The following is an 18,655-nucleotide window of genomic DNA, read 5'->3' as shown; positions in this document are numbered from 1 at the left end:
GCTGCAATGGCATCGGAATCCGGCCCAGTCCCGACCCTCGTCATCACTGGCGCCCACCCACGACTGTACAACCACGACCTGGCGCCGACGGCCCCCGAGGGCCGCACCTGGGGCGTGTTCAGCCTGTTCGCCATGTGGATGTCCGACGTCCACTCGATCGGCGGCTACACCTTCGCCGCCAGCCTGTTCTTCCTCGGGCTGACCGGATGGCAGGTGCTTATTTCGATGCTGGTGGGCATCACCGCCGTCTATTTCCTGATGAACCTGATCGGGCGCCCATCATTGCGCTATGGCATCCCATTCCCGGTCGTGGCCCGTATCTCATTCGGCGTAATGGGCGCCAACCTCGCAGCCATGGTCCGCGGCGTGGTCGGCATCGTCTGGTACGGGGTGCAGACCTATTTCGCGTCGAAAGCGGTCCAGGTCCTGATCCTCACCCTCGCACCGTCCGCCGTCAGTCTGACGCATAACAGCATCGTCGGGCTGTCCACCCTGGCGTGGTTCAGCTTCCTGTTCATGTGGAGCTTCCAACTGGTCATCTTCATGAGCGGCATGGAGCGCATCCGACGTTTCATCGATTTCTGCGGCCCGGTGGTCTACGTCGTCATGTTCGCCCTGGCGATCTGGATCCTGTGGCAGACCGGATTCTCCAGCCTCTCGCTGCAGCTCAGCCCGCCGGCCTCCTCCGATACCGCAACGTTCGGCGTGATGGCCAACGCGGCGATGCTGATCGTCGCCTATTTCTCGGCGCTGTTGCTCAATTTCGGCGACTTCGCTCGCTTCGGCAAAGACCAGGCCGCCATGAAAATGGGCAACTTCCTCGGGCTCCCGGTCAACTTCCTGGTGTTCTCGATCATCACCGTGATCGTCACCGCCGGGACACTGAAAGTATTCGGCCAGGCGATCATGGACCCGATCCTGATCGTGCAGAAGATCGGCAGCCCGATCGTCGCCATCGTCGGATCGATCACCTTCATCGTTGCCACCATGGGCATCAACATCGTGGCCAATTTCGTATCCCCGGCCTACGACATCTCGAACCTCCGCCCCCAACATATCAGCTTCAGGATGGGCGGTCTGATCACCTCCATCCTGTCCGTGCTGGTGTGCCCCTGGCTGTTCGTCGCCAACCCCTCGGCGATCACCCTGTTCGTCAGCATCTTTGGCTCCGTGCTTGGGCCGATGTTCGGGATCATGATCGCCGATTATTATCTGGTGAAACGACAGACCGTGACGGTTGACGACCTGTACTCGATGGCGCCTCAGGCGAGCTACCATTTCGACGGCGGTTGGAACCAGAAAGCGCTGATCGCGCTCACCGTTTCCGGCGCCATCTCGATTGGCCTGGCGCTGCTCGGGGCCTACGGCGTGATGTTCAATGTCGGCGATTGGGGATGGCTGATTGGCGCCACCGTGAGCGCCACGATCTATCGCGCGCTGTCCCAGCCGCAAGCCCGCTTGATGGCCGCCCGGGCCGGCGTTTGACCGAAACCCCAAGCCAGGAACCAGCCAGATGCCAGTCGAGCACCAAAGGCCAGTCGACCGCCAAACGCTACTCGACCGCCAAACGCCAGTCGACCGCCAAACGCTACTCGACCGCCAAGCGCCAGTCGACCGCCAAACGCTAATCGACCGCCAAACGCCAGTCGACCGCCAAACGCTACTCGACCGAAGGAAATTGCTTGGCGGCGGCGCCTTGCTGCTGATGTTTCCGATAGTCCCGCGACGAGGCCGCGCTGCGTCGTCTCCCGGCCTAACGACTCACATGCTCGACGTCGTCGCGGGCAAACCAGCCGAAGGCGTGCTGATCGATTTCGCCGTGCTCGATGCAGACGCCTACCAGCCGATCAAGTCGGTTCACACCAATGCCGATGGTCGCAACGCCGAGCCGCTGTTGACACCTGAAACCATGAAGGTCGGCCAATACCAGTTGACGTTCCACATCGCCGACTACTTTACCAGGCAGGGCGTCGTGCTGCCGAAGCCACCGTTCCTCGACAAGGCGGTCATCCAGTTCGGCATCGCCGACGCCGCTTCGCACTATCATGTGCCGTTGCTGGCCTCACCGTGGACCTACACCACCTATCGCGGAAGCTGAACCTCCCGCCGCGTCGGGATCCTGTCAGACAAAGGAAGCCTTGATGACCCTGCGCCACGCGGCCACCGGCTTTGCAATGATCGTCGCCATCTTGACCGGCCCTGCGCTGACCGCCCACGCACAAGACATCGACATGGCCAGCATCAATGCGATGGACCGGCCCAGCTTCGTGCAAAAGTTCGGCGGCATATTCGAACGTTCCCCATGGGTCGCCGATAAAGCCTGGGAGCAACGGCCGTTCGCCAGCGTCGACACCATGCACGCGGCAATGGTACAGGTCGTCAAGTTCGCCCCGCTCCCCAGCCAACTGGCTCTGCTGCAGAGCCATCCCGATCTGGCGGGCAAACAAGCGCAGGCCGGCGCCATGACTTCGTCGTCGGTTTCGGAACAGGCGAGCGCCGGTCTCAATGCGCTCTCCAAGCCCGAGATGGAGAAGATCTCCGCCTTCAATGCGGCATACAGGCAGAAATTCGGCTTCCCGTTCATCACCGCGGTTCGCATGCACACCAAGGAGGGCATCTTCTTCGACTTTGCCCAACGGCTGAAAAACGACACCCAGACGGAATACCAGAACGACCTGCAGAACGTTTATGCCATAACCAGGCTGCGGCTGACGGCGATGCTGACCGCCAAATAGCGGTCATCGCCGGATCGTGCCGGCTCGCCCATCATCCGCCGGCCGCACCACCCGCGGCGAGAACGCGATCGCTTGCGGTGGCATCACCCAAAGCGTGCCTCGCCCCCGCGGACAATGAGTTGCAGGGCACGATCGGTTCAACCTGAACCGGCCGTGCCCTATGTTACGTTTGGCCGAAGCATGGCAGAAACCCGCTTCACGGCCCGTTTTCCCCTCGTATCCGCCTCGATTACCGCCTAAGTGTGCGCCGCACCATCCCAAAGCCTCACCCCAAAGCCAGGACCGTATGCAGATCCGCAACGTCGCCATCATCGCCCACGTCGATCACGGTAAGACCACCCTGGTGGACAAGCTGCTCAGCCAGTCCGGCGCCTTCCGCGAGCACCAGCAGGTCGCCGAACGCGCGCTCGACCGCAACGACCTGGAAAAGGAGCGCGGCATCACCATCCTGGCCAAATGCGCCTCCGTGGTGTGGCACGAGACCCGAATCAACATCGTCGACACCCCCGGCCACGCCGATTTCGGCGGCGAGGTCGAACGCATCCTCAACATGGTCGACGGCGCCATCGTCCTGGTCGACGCCGCCGAGGGTGTGCTGCCGCAGACCAAGTTCGTCGTCGGCAAGGCGCTCGCGCGCGGCCTGCATCCGATCGTCGTGGTCAACAAGGTGGACCGCCAGGACGCCCGCCCCGATGAGGTCCACACCGAGATCTTCGACCTGTTCGCCGCCCTCGGCGCCTCCGACAGCCAGCTCGACTTTCCCATGCTCTACGCCTCCGGCCGCAACGGCTGGGCGACCGAAACCTTGGACGGCCCGCGCACCGACCTGGCGCCGCTGTTCGACCTGGTGCTGCGCCACGTGCCGCAGCCCACGGTCAAGCCCGACCAGCCGTTCGCCATGGTCGCCTCCATCCTGGAATACGACAACTTCCTCGGCCGCGTGCTGACCGGGCGGGTCGAGCAGGGCACCGCCCGCGTCAACATGCCGGTGAAAGTGCTGCGCCGCGACGGCTCAGTCGTGGAAACTGGCCGCCTGACCAAGCTGCTGTCGTTCCGCGGCCTCGACCGCGTGCCGGTGGAGGAGGTCATGGCCGGCGACATCATCGCCGTCGCCGGCCTGTCCGAAGGAACCATCCCCGACACCATCGGCGCCCCCGACTTGCCCGGCCCGCTCGAGGCCATCCCGGTCGATCCGCCCACCCTGGCGATGACCTTCCGCATCAACGACTCCCCGCTGGCCGGCCGCGAGGGCAAGAAGGTCACCTCCCGCCAAATTCGGGAAAGGCTGTTCCGCGAGGCCGAGGGCAACGTCGCCATCCGCGTCACCGACTCCAACGAAACCGACGCCTTCGAGGTCGCCGGCCGCGGCGAACTGCAACTCGGCGTGCTGATCGAGCAGATGCGCCGCGAGGGCTTCGAACTCACCATCGGCCGCCCCCGCGTGCTGACCCGCAAGAACCCCGAAACCGGCGACCGCGAGGAACCGATGGAGGAGGTCCTGGTCGACGTCGACGACCCCTACACCGGCGTGGTGGTGGAGAAACTCAGCCGCCGCAAGGGCGACATGCGCGACATGCGCCCCTCCGGCGGCGGCAAGGTGCGGATGACCTTCGCCATCCCCAGCCGCGGCCTGATCGGCTACCACGGCGAGTTCCTCACCGACACCCGCGGCACCGGGATCATGAACCGCCTGTTCGCCGGCTACGGCCCCTGGAAAGGCACCATCGAGGGCCGCCGCGCCGGGTCCTTGATCTCCACCGAAGCCGGCGAGGCCGTCCACTACTCGCTGTGGTATATCCAGGAACGCGGCACCATGTTCGTCTCCCCCGGCGAGAAGGTCTACCAGGGCATGATCCTCGGCGAGCATTCGCGCGAATCCGATCTGGAAGTGAACCCGATCAAGGAAAAGAAGCTGACCAACATCCGCGCCGCCGGCAAGGACGACGCCATGCTGCTGATCCCGCCACGCAAAATGAGCCTGGAACAGGCCATCGCCTACGTCGAGGACGACGAATTCGTCGAAGTCACCCCCGCCGCCATCCGCCTGCGCAAGCGCTACCTCGACCCGCACGAGCGCAAGCGCTTCGAACGCAAGGTGGACGCCGACGCGGCAGCGTGAAACGCGAGATCGGCTGCTCTGGATTTAATAGTCCGCGAGGAGTGTTGGCTAAAAGGATCCTTAATGCGCCGACAGAGCAGCAACCCAAAGCGTCGTCTCGCTTCACCGGATCGGCTTGATCCGGCTGGTCGACAAGCGCTCGCGGCTCGACTCGCTTACACGGGAAGCGCACTCCACAAGCGCCGCGCCGCCGACTACGGGTTCAACCCGCCTATAAACCCGCGCGCCTGGAAGTCGCTTTGCGACGGCAAGCAGGTCATCTTGAAGGCTGAAGCGTCGGAACTTTTTCGCCAAGGCGTGCTAAACGGCCTTTTCAGCGACTTTCAGGATGTTGACAAACCAAAATATGTCTGGACTGTGGACACCAACAACGAAGTATACGAAGCAGTGGTCGACACTTACGGCTATCACGGATATCGCTTGGAAGAGGAGGATGACTTTCGAACCTTAATCTTTAAGGAATGGAAGAGACGATGCAATCCTCGCTGATCATCACCGCGGACTGGGAGAGGTTAGACGAGGGGCCGCTCGAAGAGCGTGCCTGCTTCGCTGCTCTGGGCGTCCTTGGCAACAATCACTGGATGACCGAAGGGCACGACAGCTACGTCAACCGGGTTCGCTCCGCGCCGTTGCTATCCGCCTACCATCTGGCCGAGTGGTTTGCGTGGAACTGGTGGCGCCTGCGCTGGGAACCGAGGTCCAGGGCACCGGATTGGGCCTTCGCCCATCGAATGGCGACCATTGGTGAGGGTTACGTCTGGCCGAATATCACCATTATCTCTGACGGCGATTGGACGGCGTTGATCGCCAGGCCAACCACCGACCGTGCGGAGACCGCATTCCGCTATATCAGCGACCGGTCCGTCATCATGCCGTCGCCGGTGTTCGAGAACGCCGTGGACCAATTTGCCAACCAGGTTCTGGGCCAGCTCCAGGCAGAGAGTGTCCAGAACACCAACCTGCAACGGCTTTGGTCCGAACTGGGAACCGAACGCCGGGACCGAGACGCGGCCCGACGACGAAAGCTTGAGGCATTGTTGGGTTGCGAGCCAGACGAGTCAGACGCAACAATCATTGAGCGGCTAATCCACGACGCCCAACTTTTTGGGGAACGGGCGGTCGAGGAGCTTGCGGCAGACCGCGCCCAAGGCGGCGGTTTGTTGGCCGCCGATGACTTGCGTCAGCTTGCCAACATCAACGGCTTTGACGCGTCGCCGCGAGACGCCATACGCCTTGCGCCTGGTGGCCTGCCGCTCCCACGTGACGTCAAGGCATGGCAGCTTGGAGCCGATGCGGCCCGAGCAGCGCGTGAACGCAACGGGCTTGGGGATGGGCCGATCGACAACAAACGGCTAGCAGAATTGGCCGGCACAACGGCCGGGGCGTTGACCGACACCCGGCACGGCCCACGCATTTCGTTCGCGCTCGACCATAACGAGACCCAGAGCCGCATAGTACTGCGCTCACGGTGGCCGACCGGACGCCGGTTCGAGCTCGCAAGACTTCTGGGCGAGCGGATCGTCGCGTCGCCGCAAGGCCGTCTGCACGCCGCTACCCGCGCCTACACCTACCGCCAGAAGATGCAACGCTCCTTCGCCGCTGAGCTGCTCAGCCCATTCGAGGTCGTCGATCAGATGCTGGCGGGCGACTATTCGGGTGAGGCTCAGCAAGACGTCGCGGAACAGTTTCAGGTTTCGGAACTCACTATCCGCACCTTGCTGGTAAACCACCGCCGGCTGGAGCGCGAAGAACTCGACGAGGATCTCGTAGCCGCGTAGCGCCCGACGGATTGACATCCTGGGATGGAAATACGTCCGGCGATGGTTCCCCCCTACCTCCCCTGATCCGCCTCGAACAACGCCGTCAGCTCCTCCGCCGCCTGCTGCGCACTCTGGATCAACTGCTTCTCATCCCGATAAATCGCATGCGCATCCAGCAAGTTCTGCTCGTCATGCGCCCGAAACAACGCCACCGACCGCTCGGCGTCCGCGGCCGAAACCCCCAACGCCAGCAACGAATCCTCCGCCATCTTCAAGCTGGAGTAAAACAGCTCCCGCACCAGCCCATCCACCCCGCGATCGATCAGCCGATGCGCGTGATAGCGGTTGCGCGCCCGCGCCAGGATCTTCAACTGCGGAAAGCTCCGCCGCGCCACCTCCACCACCCGCAACACATCGTCAGGGTGATCCAGCACCACCACCAGCAGCCTGGCCTGCTCCGCCCCCGCCGAACGCAACAACTCGACCCGGGTCGGATCGCCAAAGTAAACCTTGCTGCCGAACCGCCGGATCACGTCCACCTGGCCCAGGTCCCGCTCCAGCGCGGTAAACGCGATGCCATGCATCCGCAGCACCCGCCCGATGATCTGGCCGAACCGCCCAAACCCGCAGATGATCACCGGCGCGCTCGCCGCCTCGATGGTGTCGTAATCCGGCCCCGGCTCCGCCTCCAGCCGAGGAATCACGAACCGCTCCGACAACGCAAACAACACCGGCGTCGCCGCCATCGACACCGCCGCCACCAACGTTGCCAGCGCCGCGTTGTCGGAGGCCAGCGCCCCCACATCCACCGCGACCCCGAACAGCACGAAGCTGAACTCACTCGCCTGCGGCAGCGCCAGGCTGAACCGCAGCCCATCGGCGACATTCTGCCCAGCCAGCCGCGCCAGCCCGAAACCAACCACGATCTTCGCCACCAGCAACCCACAAGCCGCCGCCGCCAGCAGGGCAGGGTGCGCCAACGCCAAGCCCAGATCCGCCGACATCCCCACCGAGATGAAGAAGAACCCCAGCAACAGCCCCTCGAACGGCGCGATATCGGCCTGCAACTCGTGCCGATACTCCGACTCCGAGAGCAAAACGCCCGCCATGAACGCCCCCAGCGACATCGACAGCCCGGCCAGGCTGGCGATATAGGCGGTCCCGGCCACGATCAGCAGCGACGCCGTAGTAAAAACCTCCTGAATCCGAGCACCCCCCAGCGCTCGGATCAATGCCGGAACGGCAAACCGGCCGCCGACCAGGATCACCGCCACCGCCAACACGGCCCGCGCCACATCCTGCCACGGCACATGGTTCGGCAAGCTGTGCTGAGCCGCCAGCGGCACCAGCGCGACCAGCGGAATGAACGCCAGATCCTGAAACAGCAGCACCGCGAACCCATCGCGTCCGGCTCGGCTCTGCAACAGGTCGGCCTCGGCCAGCATAGGCAGCACGATCGCGGTGGACGACATCGCCAACCCCGCCCCCAGCACCACCGCCCCAGCCCATGGGATCGCCAGCGCGTGCGCCAGCACCGCCAGCACCGCCGCGCTCAGCACCACCTGCGACGACCCCAGCGCGAACACCGCCCGCCGCATCACCCATAACCGTTTCGGCCGCAGTTCCAGCCCGATCAGGAACAGCAGCATCACCACGCCCAACGATGCGATATCGCTGATCTGCTGCACGCCGCGCACCAGACCCAGACCGGACGGCCCGATCACCACCCCGGCCACCAGATAGCCAAGCACGCTGCCCAGCCCAACCCGGCGGGTCAGCGGCACCGCGATGGTCGCCGCCGCCAGCAGCGCAACCAGGGTCGCCAGCATCAGTAGCCGCGCGCGATGTCAAAACGATTAGGCAACGGCAACCCATCCCGCCAGGCCCGCAGGTTGTCCAGGAAAATATCCAGACTTTGCGGATTGTAGGTCGCCGGATCATCCGCCGCGGTGTGCGGACTGATCACCAGGTTGCGCGTCGCCCACAGCCGGTGCCCGGCTGCGATCGGCTCCGGCACGAATACGTCCAGCACCGCCCCGGACAGATGTTCCTGATCCAGCAGGTCGCACAGTGCCGCCTGATCGATCAGCTCGCCACGGCCGATGTTCAGCACCCCGGCGCCCGACGGCAGGCACTCCAGCCGCCGGCGGCTCATCAACCCACGCGTCGCGGCGGTCAGCGGACAGGCCAGCACCAGGAACTCGGTCTCCGCCAGCACATCATCGATCGCCTCCAGGCCGACCACTTGCGCGCAGGCCGGATGCGGCCGGGGACGGGCGCGCACCCCGGTCACAAGCATGCCGAACCGGGCCGCCTGCTCCGCCGTCGCGCCACCCAGGGTGCCGAGGCCGACCACCGTCAGCCGCCGCCCCTTCAGCACCGAGCCCCATAATTTACGCCACACCCCTTGCCGCTGGTGGGTCACCATCGCGGGTACCCGGTTGGCCAGCATCAACACCGCCATGATGGCGAACTCGCCCGACTTCGCCGCATGAGCGCCGCGGTTGTTCAGCAGCGCGACCCCCGGCGGCAGCCAGTCAAATGGCGCCAGCCGGTCCAGCCCGGCGTTGGTCAGGAATATCAGTCGCAGGCGCGGCGCGGGGCAGGGGAAGTGCGCCGCGATCACGCTGGCATCGGTCACCAGCGCCTCGGCCTCGCGCATCGCCGCGACGAAATCAGCCGGCGTTGTCCCGATCGAAACCTCATGCCCAGCCGCAACGTCGGGCGCCCGCGCCACCGCCGCCTCCCACATCGCGCGCGAGAACTCAAACAGCGGCTCGTTGTCGGGACTCTGCAGATGGATGCGCATGGTATGAGCGTGCCATGACCCGGTGCCGATGGCGATGCCGTTCTGATCATCCGGCGGCCGGCCGCCCCAGCCATCGCGACAGGAAGGCTCGGACGTGCCGAAAACTGTCCTCGGCCGCCGCCGGATCATACAGCACGGCGTGGCCCTCGTTCCGCCGGAGCGTGGCCAGTCCCGGATTCTCGAAGCCGTGCACCACGTTGGGGCAGGTGTATAGCTCGAATGGCTGATCGGGGCGCATTTTCCGCGCAAAAGTGGCGCAGGTCAGCGCCGGTCGTCCCCAATCGTCCGCCTCGCCCGCGAGCGCCAGCAGCGGCACGGTGCCATGGGTCCAGGGATTGCGGCATGCGCCATAGGAATCAACCGAGGCTTTGAGCAGTCCGGGATATTGTCGCTGATACAACGCCTGGGTCACCCAGACCGCGGGCGCAGGCAGCCAGCACCAGCACCGCCAGAACAGCCAAAGCGGAGATCCGCCTGTTCATCGCGTTCTAATCCTGCGTTCAGCGATAGAATGGCGCTTTGATCGCCGCCGCACTACGGACGGTGCCGATGCGATTTCGAAAGGCGCTTTCGAGACGTCCGAAGATCGCGCCGCCCGTTGTCCCAGCCGCGGTGCGTTGGTGGCTCATCGCCACCGATTACCGCGTCGCTTGGTCTGCGGATGCTGCCCACAGATCACATTGATCGCTGCCGCCGCAATCGCGTTGAGTTCTCGTCGCGTCAGCCCAGCCCGCGAGCGCACGGCCAGCGTGTGCAGAGTCGCGGTGGCGAGTTGCGCGAGTGCAGTGGCGTCGGTCTGCGGTGATACCTCTCCCCGTTGACGCGCCTTGCCAATGAGGTCCGCAAGGAATTCATCCGTGCTACGGATACTGCCCGCGAGAAATTCTCGCACGAGCGGGTCGACCCCCGCCTGGGTCGCCGCCGTGCCTATCGAGTAGACTCTCGCGCCCCATCAGCCCCCGCTAAGTAGATCTCGAGCGCCGCGTCGTAAAAACGCTCGAGATAGACCCGCAACGACGGCTCATCGGTAAGTAGTGCCTTCGCCTTTGCGCGGGACGCGTCACGGCAGCGCTCGAGGGTCATGAGATATATCGCGCGCTTGTCACCAAACGCTCCGTAAAGACTGGGCCTGTTCATTCCTGTAGCGGCTGCCAGATCGTCGAGCGACGTGCCGGCGTAACCACTTTTCCAAAATGCTTCCGCGGCTTTGTCGAGCGCCTGGTCTGGGTTGTACTGCGGCGGCCGGCCACGGCGACGAGTCTCAGGGCCACCTGTAGAAGGGGTACGTTTTCCGCCCGCCCACGGCAATTCAATCATTGCCAGAGGTCATAAAGTTTCGCTGGGATATGGTGCGGCGCGGCAGCGGTGAGGTCGTCTCGAACGGTATCGGCTTTCTGGTTGTCGACGACCAATTACGTATCAAATGCGATTATCTCTTTGCCGAGACCCGAATCCTGCGGATGAAAACCCGGGAAATGGGCTGCGCGTTCTAAGATTCGCCGAATATAGTCTTCGCTCTCGACGTCATGATCGCGCTGAGGTGTTGCTGTCGCAAACCCGGTGGCGTGAGGTTGACGAACCTCGGACGTGACTCGCCCGCTACGATGGCATCAGCCGGAACCGATCATGCACTAGAAAGTCCGGGACGCGGTATTCCTGCCAACCAGCGTCCGAACCGCCGTCTCCACCGCCCCCAGATCATTCGGCACCACCGCGAAGCGCTCCCCCCGCGTCAGCAAATCCGCCATCCGCTCCGGCAAGGCCGGCCGCTTCCCGGTCGCCCGCTGCATCGCATCCGGAAACTTCGCCGGATGCGCCGTCGCCATCGCGACCGTCGGCACCCCGCCCGGACAGCGCAACGCCCGTGCCGCCGCGATCCCGATCGCACTGTGCGGATCAGCCAGATACGAACTCGCCGCCTGCAACCGCCGGATCTCCGCCTCAGTGCCCGCATCGTCCAGCCGAAACCCATGCAGCAAATCACGCGCGCGATGCCACACCGGCTCCGGCACCGCCATCCGCCCCAGGCGCCGGAAATCCAGCATCGTCCGCCGCGTCGCCTCGCCGTCACGATCGAGCAGCTCGAACAGCAGCCGCTCGAAATTCGAACTCACCTGGATATCCATGCTCGGCGACAGCGACGGCTGCACCGGCGCCACCGACATGTCGTTGGAGGCCAGGAACCTGGCCAGGATGTCGTTACGATTCGACCCGACGATCAGCCGCGCCACCGGCAACCCCAGCCGCCGCGCCGCCCACGCCGCCAGCACGTTGCCGAAATTGCCGGTCGGCACGCTGAACGCCACCTCCCGTTCCGGCGCCCCCAGCGCCAGCGCCGCCGCCACGTAATACGGAACCTGCGCCGCGATCCGCGCCCAGTTGATCGAGTTTACCGCCGCCAGCCGCATCTCGTCGCGAAACCCGGCATCGGCGAACATCGCCTTCACCAGGTCCTGGCAATCATCGAAGCTGCCCTCGATCGCCAGATTGCCGACATTGGCCGCCGCCACCGTGGTCATCTGCCGCCGCTGCACCTCGCTGGTGCGGCCCAGCGGATGCAGGATCATGATATCGACCCGGTCGCGCCCGGCGCACGCCTCGATCGCCGCCGACCCGGTATCGCCCGAAGTTGCCCCGACGATGGTGATCCGCTGGTCCCGCTGCGTCAGCAGATAATCAAACAACCGCCCCAGCACCTGCAGCGCCAGATCCTTGAACGCGAGCGTCGGGCCGTGGAACAGTTCCTGCGCGAACAGCCCGGTCTCCAACTGCACCAGTGGGACGACAGCTGGGTGGCCGAAGCCGGCATAGGCCTCCCCGCAGACCCCCAGCAGCACCTCGAACGGAATCGCCGCGCCGACCAATGGCTGCATGACCCGAGCCGCCAGTTCGGCATAACCCAACCCCCGCATCGCCCGCCAGTCGCTCAGGCTGAAATGCGGCCACGCCTCCGGCACGAACAGCCCGCCATCCTCGGCCAGGCCGGCCAGCAGAACATCGGCGAAGTCGCGCGCGGGCGCCTGCCCACGGGTCGAGATGTAGCGCATGATCGCCTTTGTAGCTCAAAACGCTACACCGCGACACATCGCCAGCGACCTCAGCTACCGCCGATGCCCAGCTTCCTGACCCAAGACGTTGCGTGAGTCGAAGCTCTTTTCGTGCGGGCCTCGGCGGAACGTGGCCCTAAATTCCGCCTCCGTCGGCCAGATCACTCACCGTTACGCCTCGGCGTGAGCGCGCCTTGCTCGGGCTTGCGAAAGGTCGCCTCCCCGGCGTCCGACACCTTGACCCATGTCGGATCAGGCGCGGCGTCGGCGACGTAACTGTCGTTCCAGTTCCACCACTTGTACGGCCGGCTCTGCGGGTAGCCCTCCGGCGAATCCTCCCAGGTCTCCTGGCGCCCGAGCGCCGTCATGTCGAGGTAACTCCAGGTGGTGCCCATGGCCTCGTCGCCGCGGCCGTTGATGAAGTAGCTGCGGAATATCCGCTCGCCGTCGCGGACGAACGCGTTGTGGCCGTGCCATTCATCAACGCCGAAGTCGGCGTCGAAGCCGTCGGTGATGCTGTACCAGGGCATCGCCCAGCCCATCCGTGCCTTTATGCGTTCAATGTCGGCCTGCGGTGCCCGCGAGGCATACGCAAGCGTCGTGTCGCGCGCGTTCAGATGGGCGAGATTGCCGACCTGATCGGCCCCCAGGGAACAGCCGCGGCAGCCATGCTCGGGCCAGCCGAACACGCCGGGTTCGAAGAACGCGCGGTAGATGATCAACTGACGGCGCCCCTCGAACAGGTCGAGCAGGCTGGCTTTGCCCCCAGGCCCCTCGAACACGTAGGCCTTGTCCACGGCAACCCACGGCATCCGCCGCCGCTCGGCGGCCAGTGCGTCGCGAGCGCGGGTCATGGCCTTCTCCTTGACCAGAAGCTGCTCGCGCGCGGCATCCCACTCCTGCGGCGAAACAATCGGTGGCGTTTTCATGGCGCGCTGTCCTCCTTCATAGCCCGTCCCGGGCAATGTGATCGGGGTCATCACGAGCAATCTCGTCCCCTCCAACCAAAGCGCCCGTCGTTCACTGCCGATCGCGCGCCGTTGGTCAGGCGATAGGTTTGCCGCCGGACGCCGAACGGTGGGAGTGACAAGTGTGGCGCGATTCAATGTCTCTCCACACCGCGTGGGCGCAATCGACGCGGCGGCGGGAGAAAAGATCACGCTGCGCCATCTGGGCGGTCCATCGTCGGCGCGGCCCGCTGATCAGCGGCAACGAAATCCAGTCGCTGCGCCAGCGCGCATCCGAGACCATGATCCCAACTTCGGCGGAACCCTCAAAGCGCATGAATCATGCGGCAAAACAGAGAGCTCAACCATAACCAGCACGCACAGTCATGCCGATCATGGTCCAGCCAGGCCCGCTCAGCCGCGCGCCGCCGTCGCGCCGTCCCGCTGCGCCCAGATCGTCGCGCCATCCCGCGTCGCCGCCGCCGGATCGTCGGCCCGTCCGGTCGCCAGCAACGCCAGCGCGATGGTCGCCCGGATGGTCGCCAGCGGAGTCTCCGGCGTCGCCTCCCCGGTCCATACCGCCGCCAGCCCGGCTGGCGTGTCCGCCGCCGCGGGATGCGCCCGCAACCCCTCAACCGCCGGCAGCGCCAACTCCCGCCGCCCCCGCTCGCAATCCCACAGCACCGCCGAACCCGGCTTCAGCGGCACCCGCTCGGCCTCCCCGCCGCCACCCTTCAGCACCAGCAGCCGCCGCCGCCCCATCCGCTCCGCCACCCCCAGATGCACATCGATATACGGCGGATGGAACACCCCATCGACCCCGAACGGCGCATCCGCCGGGTTGAGCAACCGCGCCGCGGTATTGACCGGAGACCGCAATCCGAACAGCCGGCGCATATCCAACAGCCGCTGCATCGCCGGGCACAGCGCGCGCAACGGCAGATAGGCGAACCGCTCATCCCGCAGCGCCGCCGCCGCTGCTGCCAAATCGGTCACCGGCCGCACCCCGAGCGCCGCCAACCCATCCTCGACCGCAATGGCGGACGAAAACTCGTTCGACCCATGCATCAGTATCGTGATCCCGGCCCGCGCCAGCGCTAGCGCCGACAGCAAAAACCACGGCGCCCCCCGGGTCCGCCCGGCACCATAGGACGGCCAGTCGAGCTCGACCTCCAGGCCGTCCCCGGGGCCGTCCCCGGCCGCCATATCCGCCCGCGCCGCCTGCACCAGGCCGGTGATCTCCTCGGCGTCCTCGCCGCGAAACCGCAGCAGCATCAGCAACGCACCCACCTGGTGCGGATCCACCTCGCCGCGCAGAATCATCCCGAACGCCATCCGCGCCTCGTCCCGCGTCAGTGCCCGCGACCGGCCGGGCCCGCGCCCCAGCGTGGCGATAAAACCGGCGAATTGAGCTTCGGACGACAAAACGATCAACCCTCCCCCATGCGCGGACGACGAATCGCCAAATGGCACCGACCCCGAAGCGACGCCACCTGAAAAAAACATGCCAGCACAGCACGAATTGACGCCGCCGGACGCAGAATTCACGAACCTGTGACTTTATCGCGACGGCGCCAGCGTATTCAGTCCCGGCGTATTCAGTCACATACGCGCTGCAAACCACCATCCAACCAGCCCGCGCCAAAAGGGACCCCGCCAGGTTGATCTCAGACCGATCCACCCGCTCGGACGCCAACGCCTCGCTCGGTGACCTATTGCGCGACTGGCGCCGCCGGCGCCGCATGAGCCAGCTCGACCTCGCCTGCGACGCCGACATCTCCACCAAGCATCTCAGCTTCCTGGAAACCGGCCGATCCAAGCCCAGCCGGCATATGCTAATGCACCTGGCCGCCTGCCTCGAGGTCCCACTGCGAGACCGCAACGTCATGCTCGGCGCCGCCGGCTTCGCCCCGTCGTTCCAGGAACGCGCCTTTGATGAACCCGCGCTCGGCCTGATCCGCCGCAACGTCGAAATCGTGCTCGGCGCGCACGACCCCAACCCCGCCCTGGCGGTGGACCGGCACTGGATCATGCTGTCAGCCAACCGGGCGGTGGCGCATCTGGTCGGTGGCGCCGAACCGACCCTGCTGCGCCCGCCGGTGAACGTGCTGCGGCTGTCGCTGCACCCGGGCGGCCTCGCCAACCGGATCGTGAACCTGGCGCAGTGGCGCGCCCACGTCATCGCCCGGCTGCGCCGCCAGATCGACACCACCGGCGATGCCGTGCTCAGCGAACTGCTGGAAGAACTGCGCGACTATCCGTGCCCGCCCGCCGCCGGCCCGCCACCGGCCGATGACACCGGCATGATCGCGATCCCGTTCCGGCTGGCCACCATCGACGGCGTGCTGTCGTTCTTCAGCACCACCACACTGTTCGGCACCCCGATCGACATCACAGTCTCCGAACTGGCGATCGAGGCGTTCCTGCCGGCCGACCCCGAAACCGCCGAAACCATGCGCCGTCTCGCCGCCCGAGCCGACCCCCGCCGCGACACCGCCACCGTCCGCGCCGATCGTGCCGTGCTGGTGCCCTGAGCAGCGGATAACCATGCCCTGCGCAAGCCGCCCGTCTGAAGCGACAGCGCCGCGCCTCATGGAGTGTGATCGCTTTTGGTGGCATCACCAAAAGCATGAATCGAACCTCGAACAATGAGTTGCAAAGCATTATCGGTTCAACCTGAACCGATAATGCTTTCACTTCCGAAACACTAAAGCGGGTTTGGTCCGACAATTATCCAGTGATGCCGGGCAAAAAATTGCGCACGTTCATCGTCATTCATCGGCTTCCGCTCCGCGCACCCAGCCGTAGGTGGCCCATGACAGACGTGTCGTCATGATGACCCGCATACGCCCTGCTCGAAAAAACGACGCCGCTCTCCTGTCCGCCGTTGAGCGTTCGGCGGCCCAGCGCTTCCGGATGGTGCCCGGTCATGAGGGGGTCGCCAAAGGCAGCACGCTTGGCGAAGCCGTTCATCTCCGCTGCATTCGTGCCGGAACCTGCTGGGTGGCCGTCGATGAGCACGACGCTCCCATTGGATTCTTAAGCGCTGAGGCAGTAGCAGAGCGCGACCTCCATATTCACGAGACGTCTGTGGATGAGGCATTCCAAGGATCCGGCATTGGGCGAGCCCTCCTTGACGCGGCAATCGAAGGGGCGGTGACCCATCATTTGGCGGCTTTGACGCTGACGACTTTCCGCGATGTCCCGTGGAATGCCCCTTTCTACCGCCGCATCGGTTTCAAGCTGCTGGCCATGTCTGGCCTCGATGAGCGTCTGTCCATGCTGTTGCGGAAAGAGGTCGAGGAGGGATTTGCCGAAGCCACGCGATGCGCAATGCGCCTCCCTCTCGACCATGCCAAAACAAATTTCCGGGTCTAGTAAAACCCGGACGTCTCGGCGGATGCTTTTTTCCCATTGGTGGAGTCCACCCAAACCACCGGCATGAGTAGTGCATTTGTTCCCGAGAGCGCGAGCTTGCCGACCACTTTCACGCAGTGCCCTTGCTCGCCAGAAACGGCCGGGGCGCAAGTCCCGGCCGTGCCGTTGCCTTCTATCCGAGCGTGATTTCGGCCTCGATCACCTCCAGGTCGGCGGTCATGACCATGCCCTTGGTTTCCGGCCCCAAGTAAACCGCGATGATATACACCACCATCGAACCAATCGCGCCGTACATCATCGGCTTGGCAAAACCCATGCCCTGGTTCACCGCGAAGTAAGTCAGGATCGGCGCCACGGCCGCGCCCCAAACCGCGCCCTGGTGATAGACGAAGCCGGCGGCGGTGGCTCGCACCTCGGTCGGGAAGCGTTCCGACAGCCAGCCCGGGTTCAGCGCATCCTTGCCGCTAAAGAAGCAGATAAACAGTAGGAAGAACCCGAGGAAGGCTGTTGGATTGACCTGCGTGATGTACAGCGGAATCAGGAACAAGGAGATGATCGTGGGGATCATCAGCGCCCAGCGCCGTCCGACGCGTTCCGACACCGCGCCCCAGAAGCTGCACGCGAGGAACGTGAGGATGTTGCCCCAGAACACCGGGACTGCCACCTGCGCCGGCGTCCAGCCCAGTTCTTTTGTCAGATAGGTGCCAAGCATCGCCCAGACCGCGTAGTAGACGCAAAAATTCGCGGCCATCCACAGGCAACCCGTCAAGGTGTTGAAAAGGTATTTGCGCTTGAAGATGGCGAACAGCGGCAGAGTCACCTGCTTTTGCGTCGCGTCCTGGATCTTCTTGTTTTGCGTCCAAACCTCCGGCTCTTTCACGTACATCCGGATCCACACGCAAGCCAAGGCAGGCAGCACCCCCAGAATCAGCATCCCGCGCCACCCGTAGCCCTTATGCCATGCTTCCAACGGTCCATACAGGAAGCCATAGGCCAGTCCGGACAGCGCGAAGCCCAACCCCCAGGACCCTTGCAAGACCCCGGACATCAGCCCGCGAGACCGTGCCGGCCAGGATTCCATCGCCAGCGCCGCGCCGGCCGGCCATTCCGCCCCCATGCCGATGCCCAAAATCGCCCGGATCACGAACAGGAAGGTAAAATTGGGCGAGAAGCCGGCGAGGAAATTACAGATTGAATACCACAGAATGGAGATCATCAGTGGCGCCCGGCGCCCCAACCGATCGGCCAACCAGCCGGACGCCGTCGCTCCGCCCAGCCGCATGACCAGCGTGACCGAGAAGATCGCGGTCACATCGATCAGTGGAACCCCGAACTCCTTGGCGATCGGCGCCATGATCAGCAGGAAGACGGTAAAGTCGAAGGCATCAAGCGTCCAACCCATCCAGGCGGCGCCATAGGCGTACCATTGGTCCCGGGTGGGTTCTTTCCACCACGGAACGTTTGCCGCGTATCCCGACATTGTTTGATCTCCCTGTTTATGGCCTGCCTGTCGGATGAGCTTATATTTACCCATTCCGAGCTCAACCTATCAGCGAGTTCAAACCTGACGCAATCAGCCCCATCGTGAGGCCGATGTGGATTCGCCGTGCGCCAGTTCTAAAACCAGCGTCCGACAGAGCAAACGCCGGCGTCGAAGTCGAATCTGTCGACGCTTTCCAACTGTAGATACCGCGCCGCCCGAATAAGCAGAAAGCCTGGCTACAACGCGCGGACGTTTACGCCGCGGCCACCACTCGAACCGAGTCCGATCAGATTCCCAATACATCGGATGGCGCAGTGTTTTTCGTCAGGCTGGACCACGCTCCGTTGGCAGACCCGGCGGAACCGAATAACCGCTTC

Annotated in this window: 18 protein-coding genes; 9 read left to right on the top strand and 9 right to left on the bottom strand. The window is 64.6% G+C overall.

Features of this window, described 5'->3' with window-relative positions; genetic code table 11:
• Nucleotides 1–6: 6 nt before the first annotated feature.
• The 6 genes from ACQY4Y_RS22025 (at nucleotide 7) to ACQY4Y_RS22000 (ending at nucleotide 6,632) form a co-directional block, all read left to right on the top strand.
• Nucleotides 7–1,485 (top strand): NCS1 family nucleobase:cation symporter-1, encoded by a 1,479-nt coding sequence (locus tag ACQY4Y_RS22025; RefSeq protein ID WP_428492710.1) that lies wholly within the window; start codon nucleotides 7–9, stop codon nucleotides 1,483–1,485.
• A gap of 220 nt (nucleotides 1,486–1,705) precedes the next feature.
• Nucleotides 1,706–2,098 (top strand): hydroxyisourate hydrolase, encoded by a 393-nt coding sequence (uraH, locus tag ACQY4Y_RS22020; protein ID WP_428493695.1) that lies wholly within the window; start codon nucleotides 1,706–1,708, stop codon nucleotides 2,096–2,098.
• Between the two features lie 43 nt (nucleotides 2,099–2,141).
• Complete coding sequence (gene uraD / locus ACQY4Y_RS22015; protein WP_428492709.1) at nucleotides 2,142–2,735, top strand: 2-oxo-4-hydroxy-4-carboxy-5-ureidoimidazoline decarboxylase; 594 nt, start codon at nucleotides 2,142–2,144, stop codon at nucleotides 2,733–2,735.
• Between the two features lie 286 nt (nucleotides 2,736–3,021).
• Entirely contained in the window at nucleotides 3,022–4,854 is a 1,833-nt protein-coding gene (gene typA / locus ACQY4Y_RS22010; protein ID WP_428492708.1) for a translational GTPase TypA, read from the top strand.
• 63 nt (nucleotides 4,855–4,917) lie between these two features.
• The gene (locus ACQY4Y_RS22005) at nucleotides 4,918–5,343 is read left to right on the top strand and encodes a hypothetical protein (protein ID WP_428492707.1); all 426 of its coding nucleotides are present in this window, start codon (nucleotides 4,918–4,920) and stop codon (nucleotides 5,341–5,343) included.
• Complete coding sequence (locus ACQY4Y_RS22000) at nucleotides 5,328–6,632, top strand: hypothetical protein (RefSeq protein ID WP_428492706.1); 1,305 nt, start codon at nucleotides 5,328–5,330, stop codon at nucleotides 6,630–6,632. Before ACQY4Y_RS22005 ends, ACQY4Y_RS22000 begins: the two co-directional genes overlap by 16 nt.
• 53 nt (nucleotides 6,633–6,685) lie before the next feature.
• Here ACQY4Y_RS22000 and ACQY4Y_RS21995 read toward each other — a convergent pair whose 3' ends face one another.
• The 5 genes from ACQY4Y_RS21995 to ACQY4Y_RS21975 all read right to left on the bottom strand — a co-directional run bounded on the left by ACQY4Y_RS21995 (nucleotide 6,686) and on the right by ACQY4Y_RS21975 (nucleotide 10,740).
• Complete coding sequence (locus tag ACQY4Y_RS21995) at nucleotides 6,686–8,443, bottom strand: monovalent cation:proton antiporter-2 (CPA2) family protein (protein ID WP_428492705.1); 1,758 nt, start codon at nucleotides 8,441–8,443, stop codon at nucleotides 6,686–6,688.
• Complete coding sequence (locus ACQY4Y_RS21990; protein WP_428492704.1) at nucleotides 8,443–9,423, bottom strand: D-2-hydroxyacid dehydrogenase; 981 nt, start codon at nucleotides 9,421–9,423, stop codon at nucleotides 8,443–8,445. Before ACQY4Y_RS21990 ends, ACQY4Y_RS21995 begins: the two co-directional genes overlap by 1 nt.
• Before the next feature lie 46 nt (nucleotides 9,424–9,469).
• A complete protein-coding gene (locus ACQY4Y_RS21985; RefSeq protein WP_428492703.1) occupies nucleotides 9,470–9,835 on the bottom strand; it encodes a dienelactone hydrolase family protein in 366 nt (121 codons plus the stop codon).
• 213 nt (nucleotides 9,836–10,048) lie between these two features.
• A complete protein-coding gene (locus ACQY4Y_RS21980) occupies nucleotides 10,049–10,315 on the bottom strand; it encodes a hypothetical protein (protein WP_428492702.1) in 267 nt (88 codons plus the stop codon).
• 35 nt (nucleotides 10,316–10,350) lie between these two features.
• Nucleotides 10,351–10,740, bottom strand: a complete 390-nt coding sequence (locus ACQY4Y_RS21975) for a TetR/AcrR family transcriptional regulator (protein ID WP_428492701.1) — start codon at nucleotides 10,738–10,740, stop codon at nucleotides 10,351–10,353.
• Here ACQY4Y_RS21975 and ACQY4Y_RS21970 point away from each other — a divergent pair.
• On the top strand, nucleotides 10,740–10,916 hold the full coding sequence (locus ACQY4Y_RS21970) for a hypothetical protein (RefSeq protein ID WP_428492700.1): 177 nt from the start codon (nucleotides 10,740–10,742) through the stop codon (nucleotides 10,914–10,916). The genes ACQY4Y_RS21975 and ACQY4Y_RS21970 overlap by 1 nt on opposite strands.
• A gap of 138 nt (nucleotides 10,917–11,054) precedes the next feature.
• On the opposite strand, the gene thrC is transcribed toward ACQY4Y_RS21970, so the two are convergent.
• From thrC to ACQY4Y_RS21955, 3 genes are all read right to left on the bottom strand, one after another.
• On the bottom strand, nucleotides 11,055–12,470 hold the full coding sequence (gene thrC / locus ACQY4Y_RS21965; RefSeq protein ID WP_428492699.1) for a threonine synthase: 1,416 nt from the start codon (nucleotides 12,468–12,470) through the stop codon (nucleotides 11,055–11,057).
• Nucleotides 12,471–12,631: 161 nt separating this feature from the next.
• Nucleotides 12,632–13,399, bottom strand: a complete 768-nt coding sequence (locus ACQY4Y_RS21960; RefSeq protein ID WP_428492698.1) for a DUF899 domain-containing protein — start codon at nucleotides 13,397–13,399, stop codon at nucleotides 12,632–12,634.
• 432 nt (nucleotides 13,400–13,831) lie between these two features.
• Nucleotides 13,832–14,842 carry a glycosyl transferase family protein gene (locus ACQY4Y_RS21955; RefSeq protein WP_428492697.1) on the bottom strand — a complete coding sequence of 337 codons (1,011 nt, stop codon included), beginning with the start codon at nucleotides 14,840–14,842 and terminating at the stop codon, nucleotides 13,832–13,834.
• A 236-nt stretch (nucleotides 14,843–15,078) separates the two neighbouring features.
• Here ACQY4Y_RS21955 and ACQY4Y_RS21950 point away from each other — a divergent pair, with 236 nt between their 5' ends.
• Complete coding sequence (locus ACQY4Y_RS21950; protein ID WP_428492696.1) at nucleotides 15,079–15,951, top strand: helix-turn-helix domain-containing protein; 873 nt, start codon at nucleotides 15,079–15,081, stop codon at nucleotides 15,949–15,951.
• A gap of 298 nt (nucleotides 15,952–16,249) precedes the next feature.
• The gene (locus ACQY4Y_RS21945; protein ID WP_428492695.1) at nucleotides 16,250–16,795 is read left to right on the top strand and encodes a GNAT family N-acetyltransferase; all 546 of its coding nucleotides are present in this window, start codon (nucleotides 16,250–16,252) and stop codon (nucleotides 16,793–16,795) included.
• A gap of 172 nt (nucleotides 16,796–16,967) precedes the next feature.
• On the opposite strand, the gene ACQY4Y_RS21940 is transcribed toward ACQY4Y_RS21945, so the two are convergent.
• On the bottom strand, nucleotides 16,968–18,275 hold the full coding sequence (locus ACQY4Y_RS21940; RefSeq protein WP_428492694.1) for an MFS transporter: 1,308 nt from the start codon (nucleotides 18,273–18,275) through the stop codon (nucleotides 16,968–16,970).
• Between the last annotated feature and the right edge of the window lie 380 nt (nucleotides 18,276–18,655).

This window comes from Rhodopila sp. (genome assembly GCF_965277165.1).
Classification (GTDB): domain Bacteria; phylum Pseudomonadota; class Alphaproteobacteria; order Acetobacterales; family Acetobacteraceae; genus Rhodopila.
The sequence above is the reverse complement of the archived record's forward strand: the minus strand, read 5'-3'. Positions and strand labels throughout refer to the sequence as shown.

Bases quoted from the DNA above. Each gene is read 5' to 3' on its own strand.
- ACQY4Y_RS22025 (WP_428492710.1), top strand. From the start codon at position 7: ATGGCATCGGAATCCGGCCCAGTCCCGACCCTCGTCATCACTGGCGCC.
- uraH (WP_428493695.1), top strand. From the start codon at position 1,706: ATGTTTCCGATAGTCCCGCGACGAGGCCGCGCTGCGTCGTCTCCCGGC.
- uraD (WP_428492709.1), top strand. From the start codon at position 2,142: ATGACCCTGCGCCACGCGGCCACCGGCTTTGCAATGATCGTCGCCATC.
- typA (WP_428492708.1), top strand. From the start codon at position 3,022: ATGCAGATCCGCAACGTCGCCATCATCGCCCACGTCGATCACGGTAAG.
- ACQY4Y_RS22005 (WP_428492707.1), top strand. From the start codon at position 4,918: ATGCGCCGACAGAGCAGCAACCCAAAGCGTCGTCTCGCTTCACCGGAT.
- ACQY4Y_RS22000 (WP_428492706.1), top strand. From the start codon at position 5,328: ATGCAATCCTCGCTGATCATCACCGCGGACTGGGAGAGGTTAGACGAG.
- ACQY4Y_RS21995 (WP_428492705.1), bottom strand. From the start codon at position 8,443: ATGCTGGCGACCCTGGTTGCGCTGCTGGCGGCGGCGACCATCGCGGTG.
- ACQY4Y_RS21990 (WP_428492704.1), bottom strand. From the start codon at position 9,423: ATGCGCATCCATCTGCAGAGTCCCGACAACGAGCCGCTGTTTGAGTTC.
- ACQY4Y_RS21975 (WP_428492701.1), bottom strand. From the start codon at position 10,740: ATGATTGAATTGCCGTGGGCGGGCGGAAAACGTACCCCTTCTACAGGT.
- thrC (WP_428492699.1), bottom strand. From the start codon at position 12,470: ATGCGCTACATCTCGACCCGTGGGCAGGCGCCCGCGCGCGACTTCGCC.
- ACQY4Y_RS21960 (WP_428492698.1), bottom strand. From the start codon at position 13,399: ATGAAAACGCCACCGATTGTTTCGCCGCAGGAGTGGGATGCCGCGCGC.
- ACQY4Y_RS21945 (WP_428492695.1), top strand. From the start codon at position 16,250: ATGATGACCCGCATACGCCCTGCTCGAAAAAACGACGCCGCTCTCCTG.
- ACQY4Y_RS21940 (WP_428492694.1), bottom strand. From the start codon at position 18,275: ATGTCGGGATACGCGGCAAACGTTCCGTGGTGGAAAGAACCCACCCGG.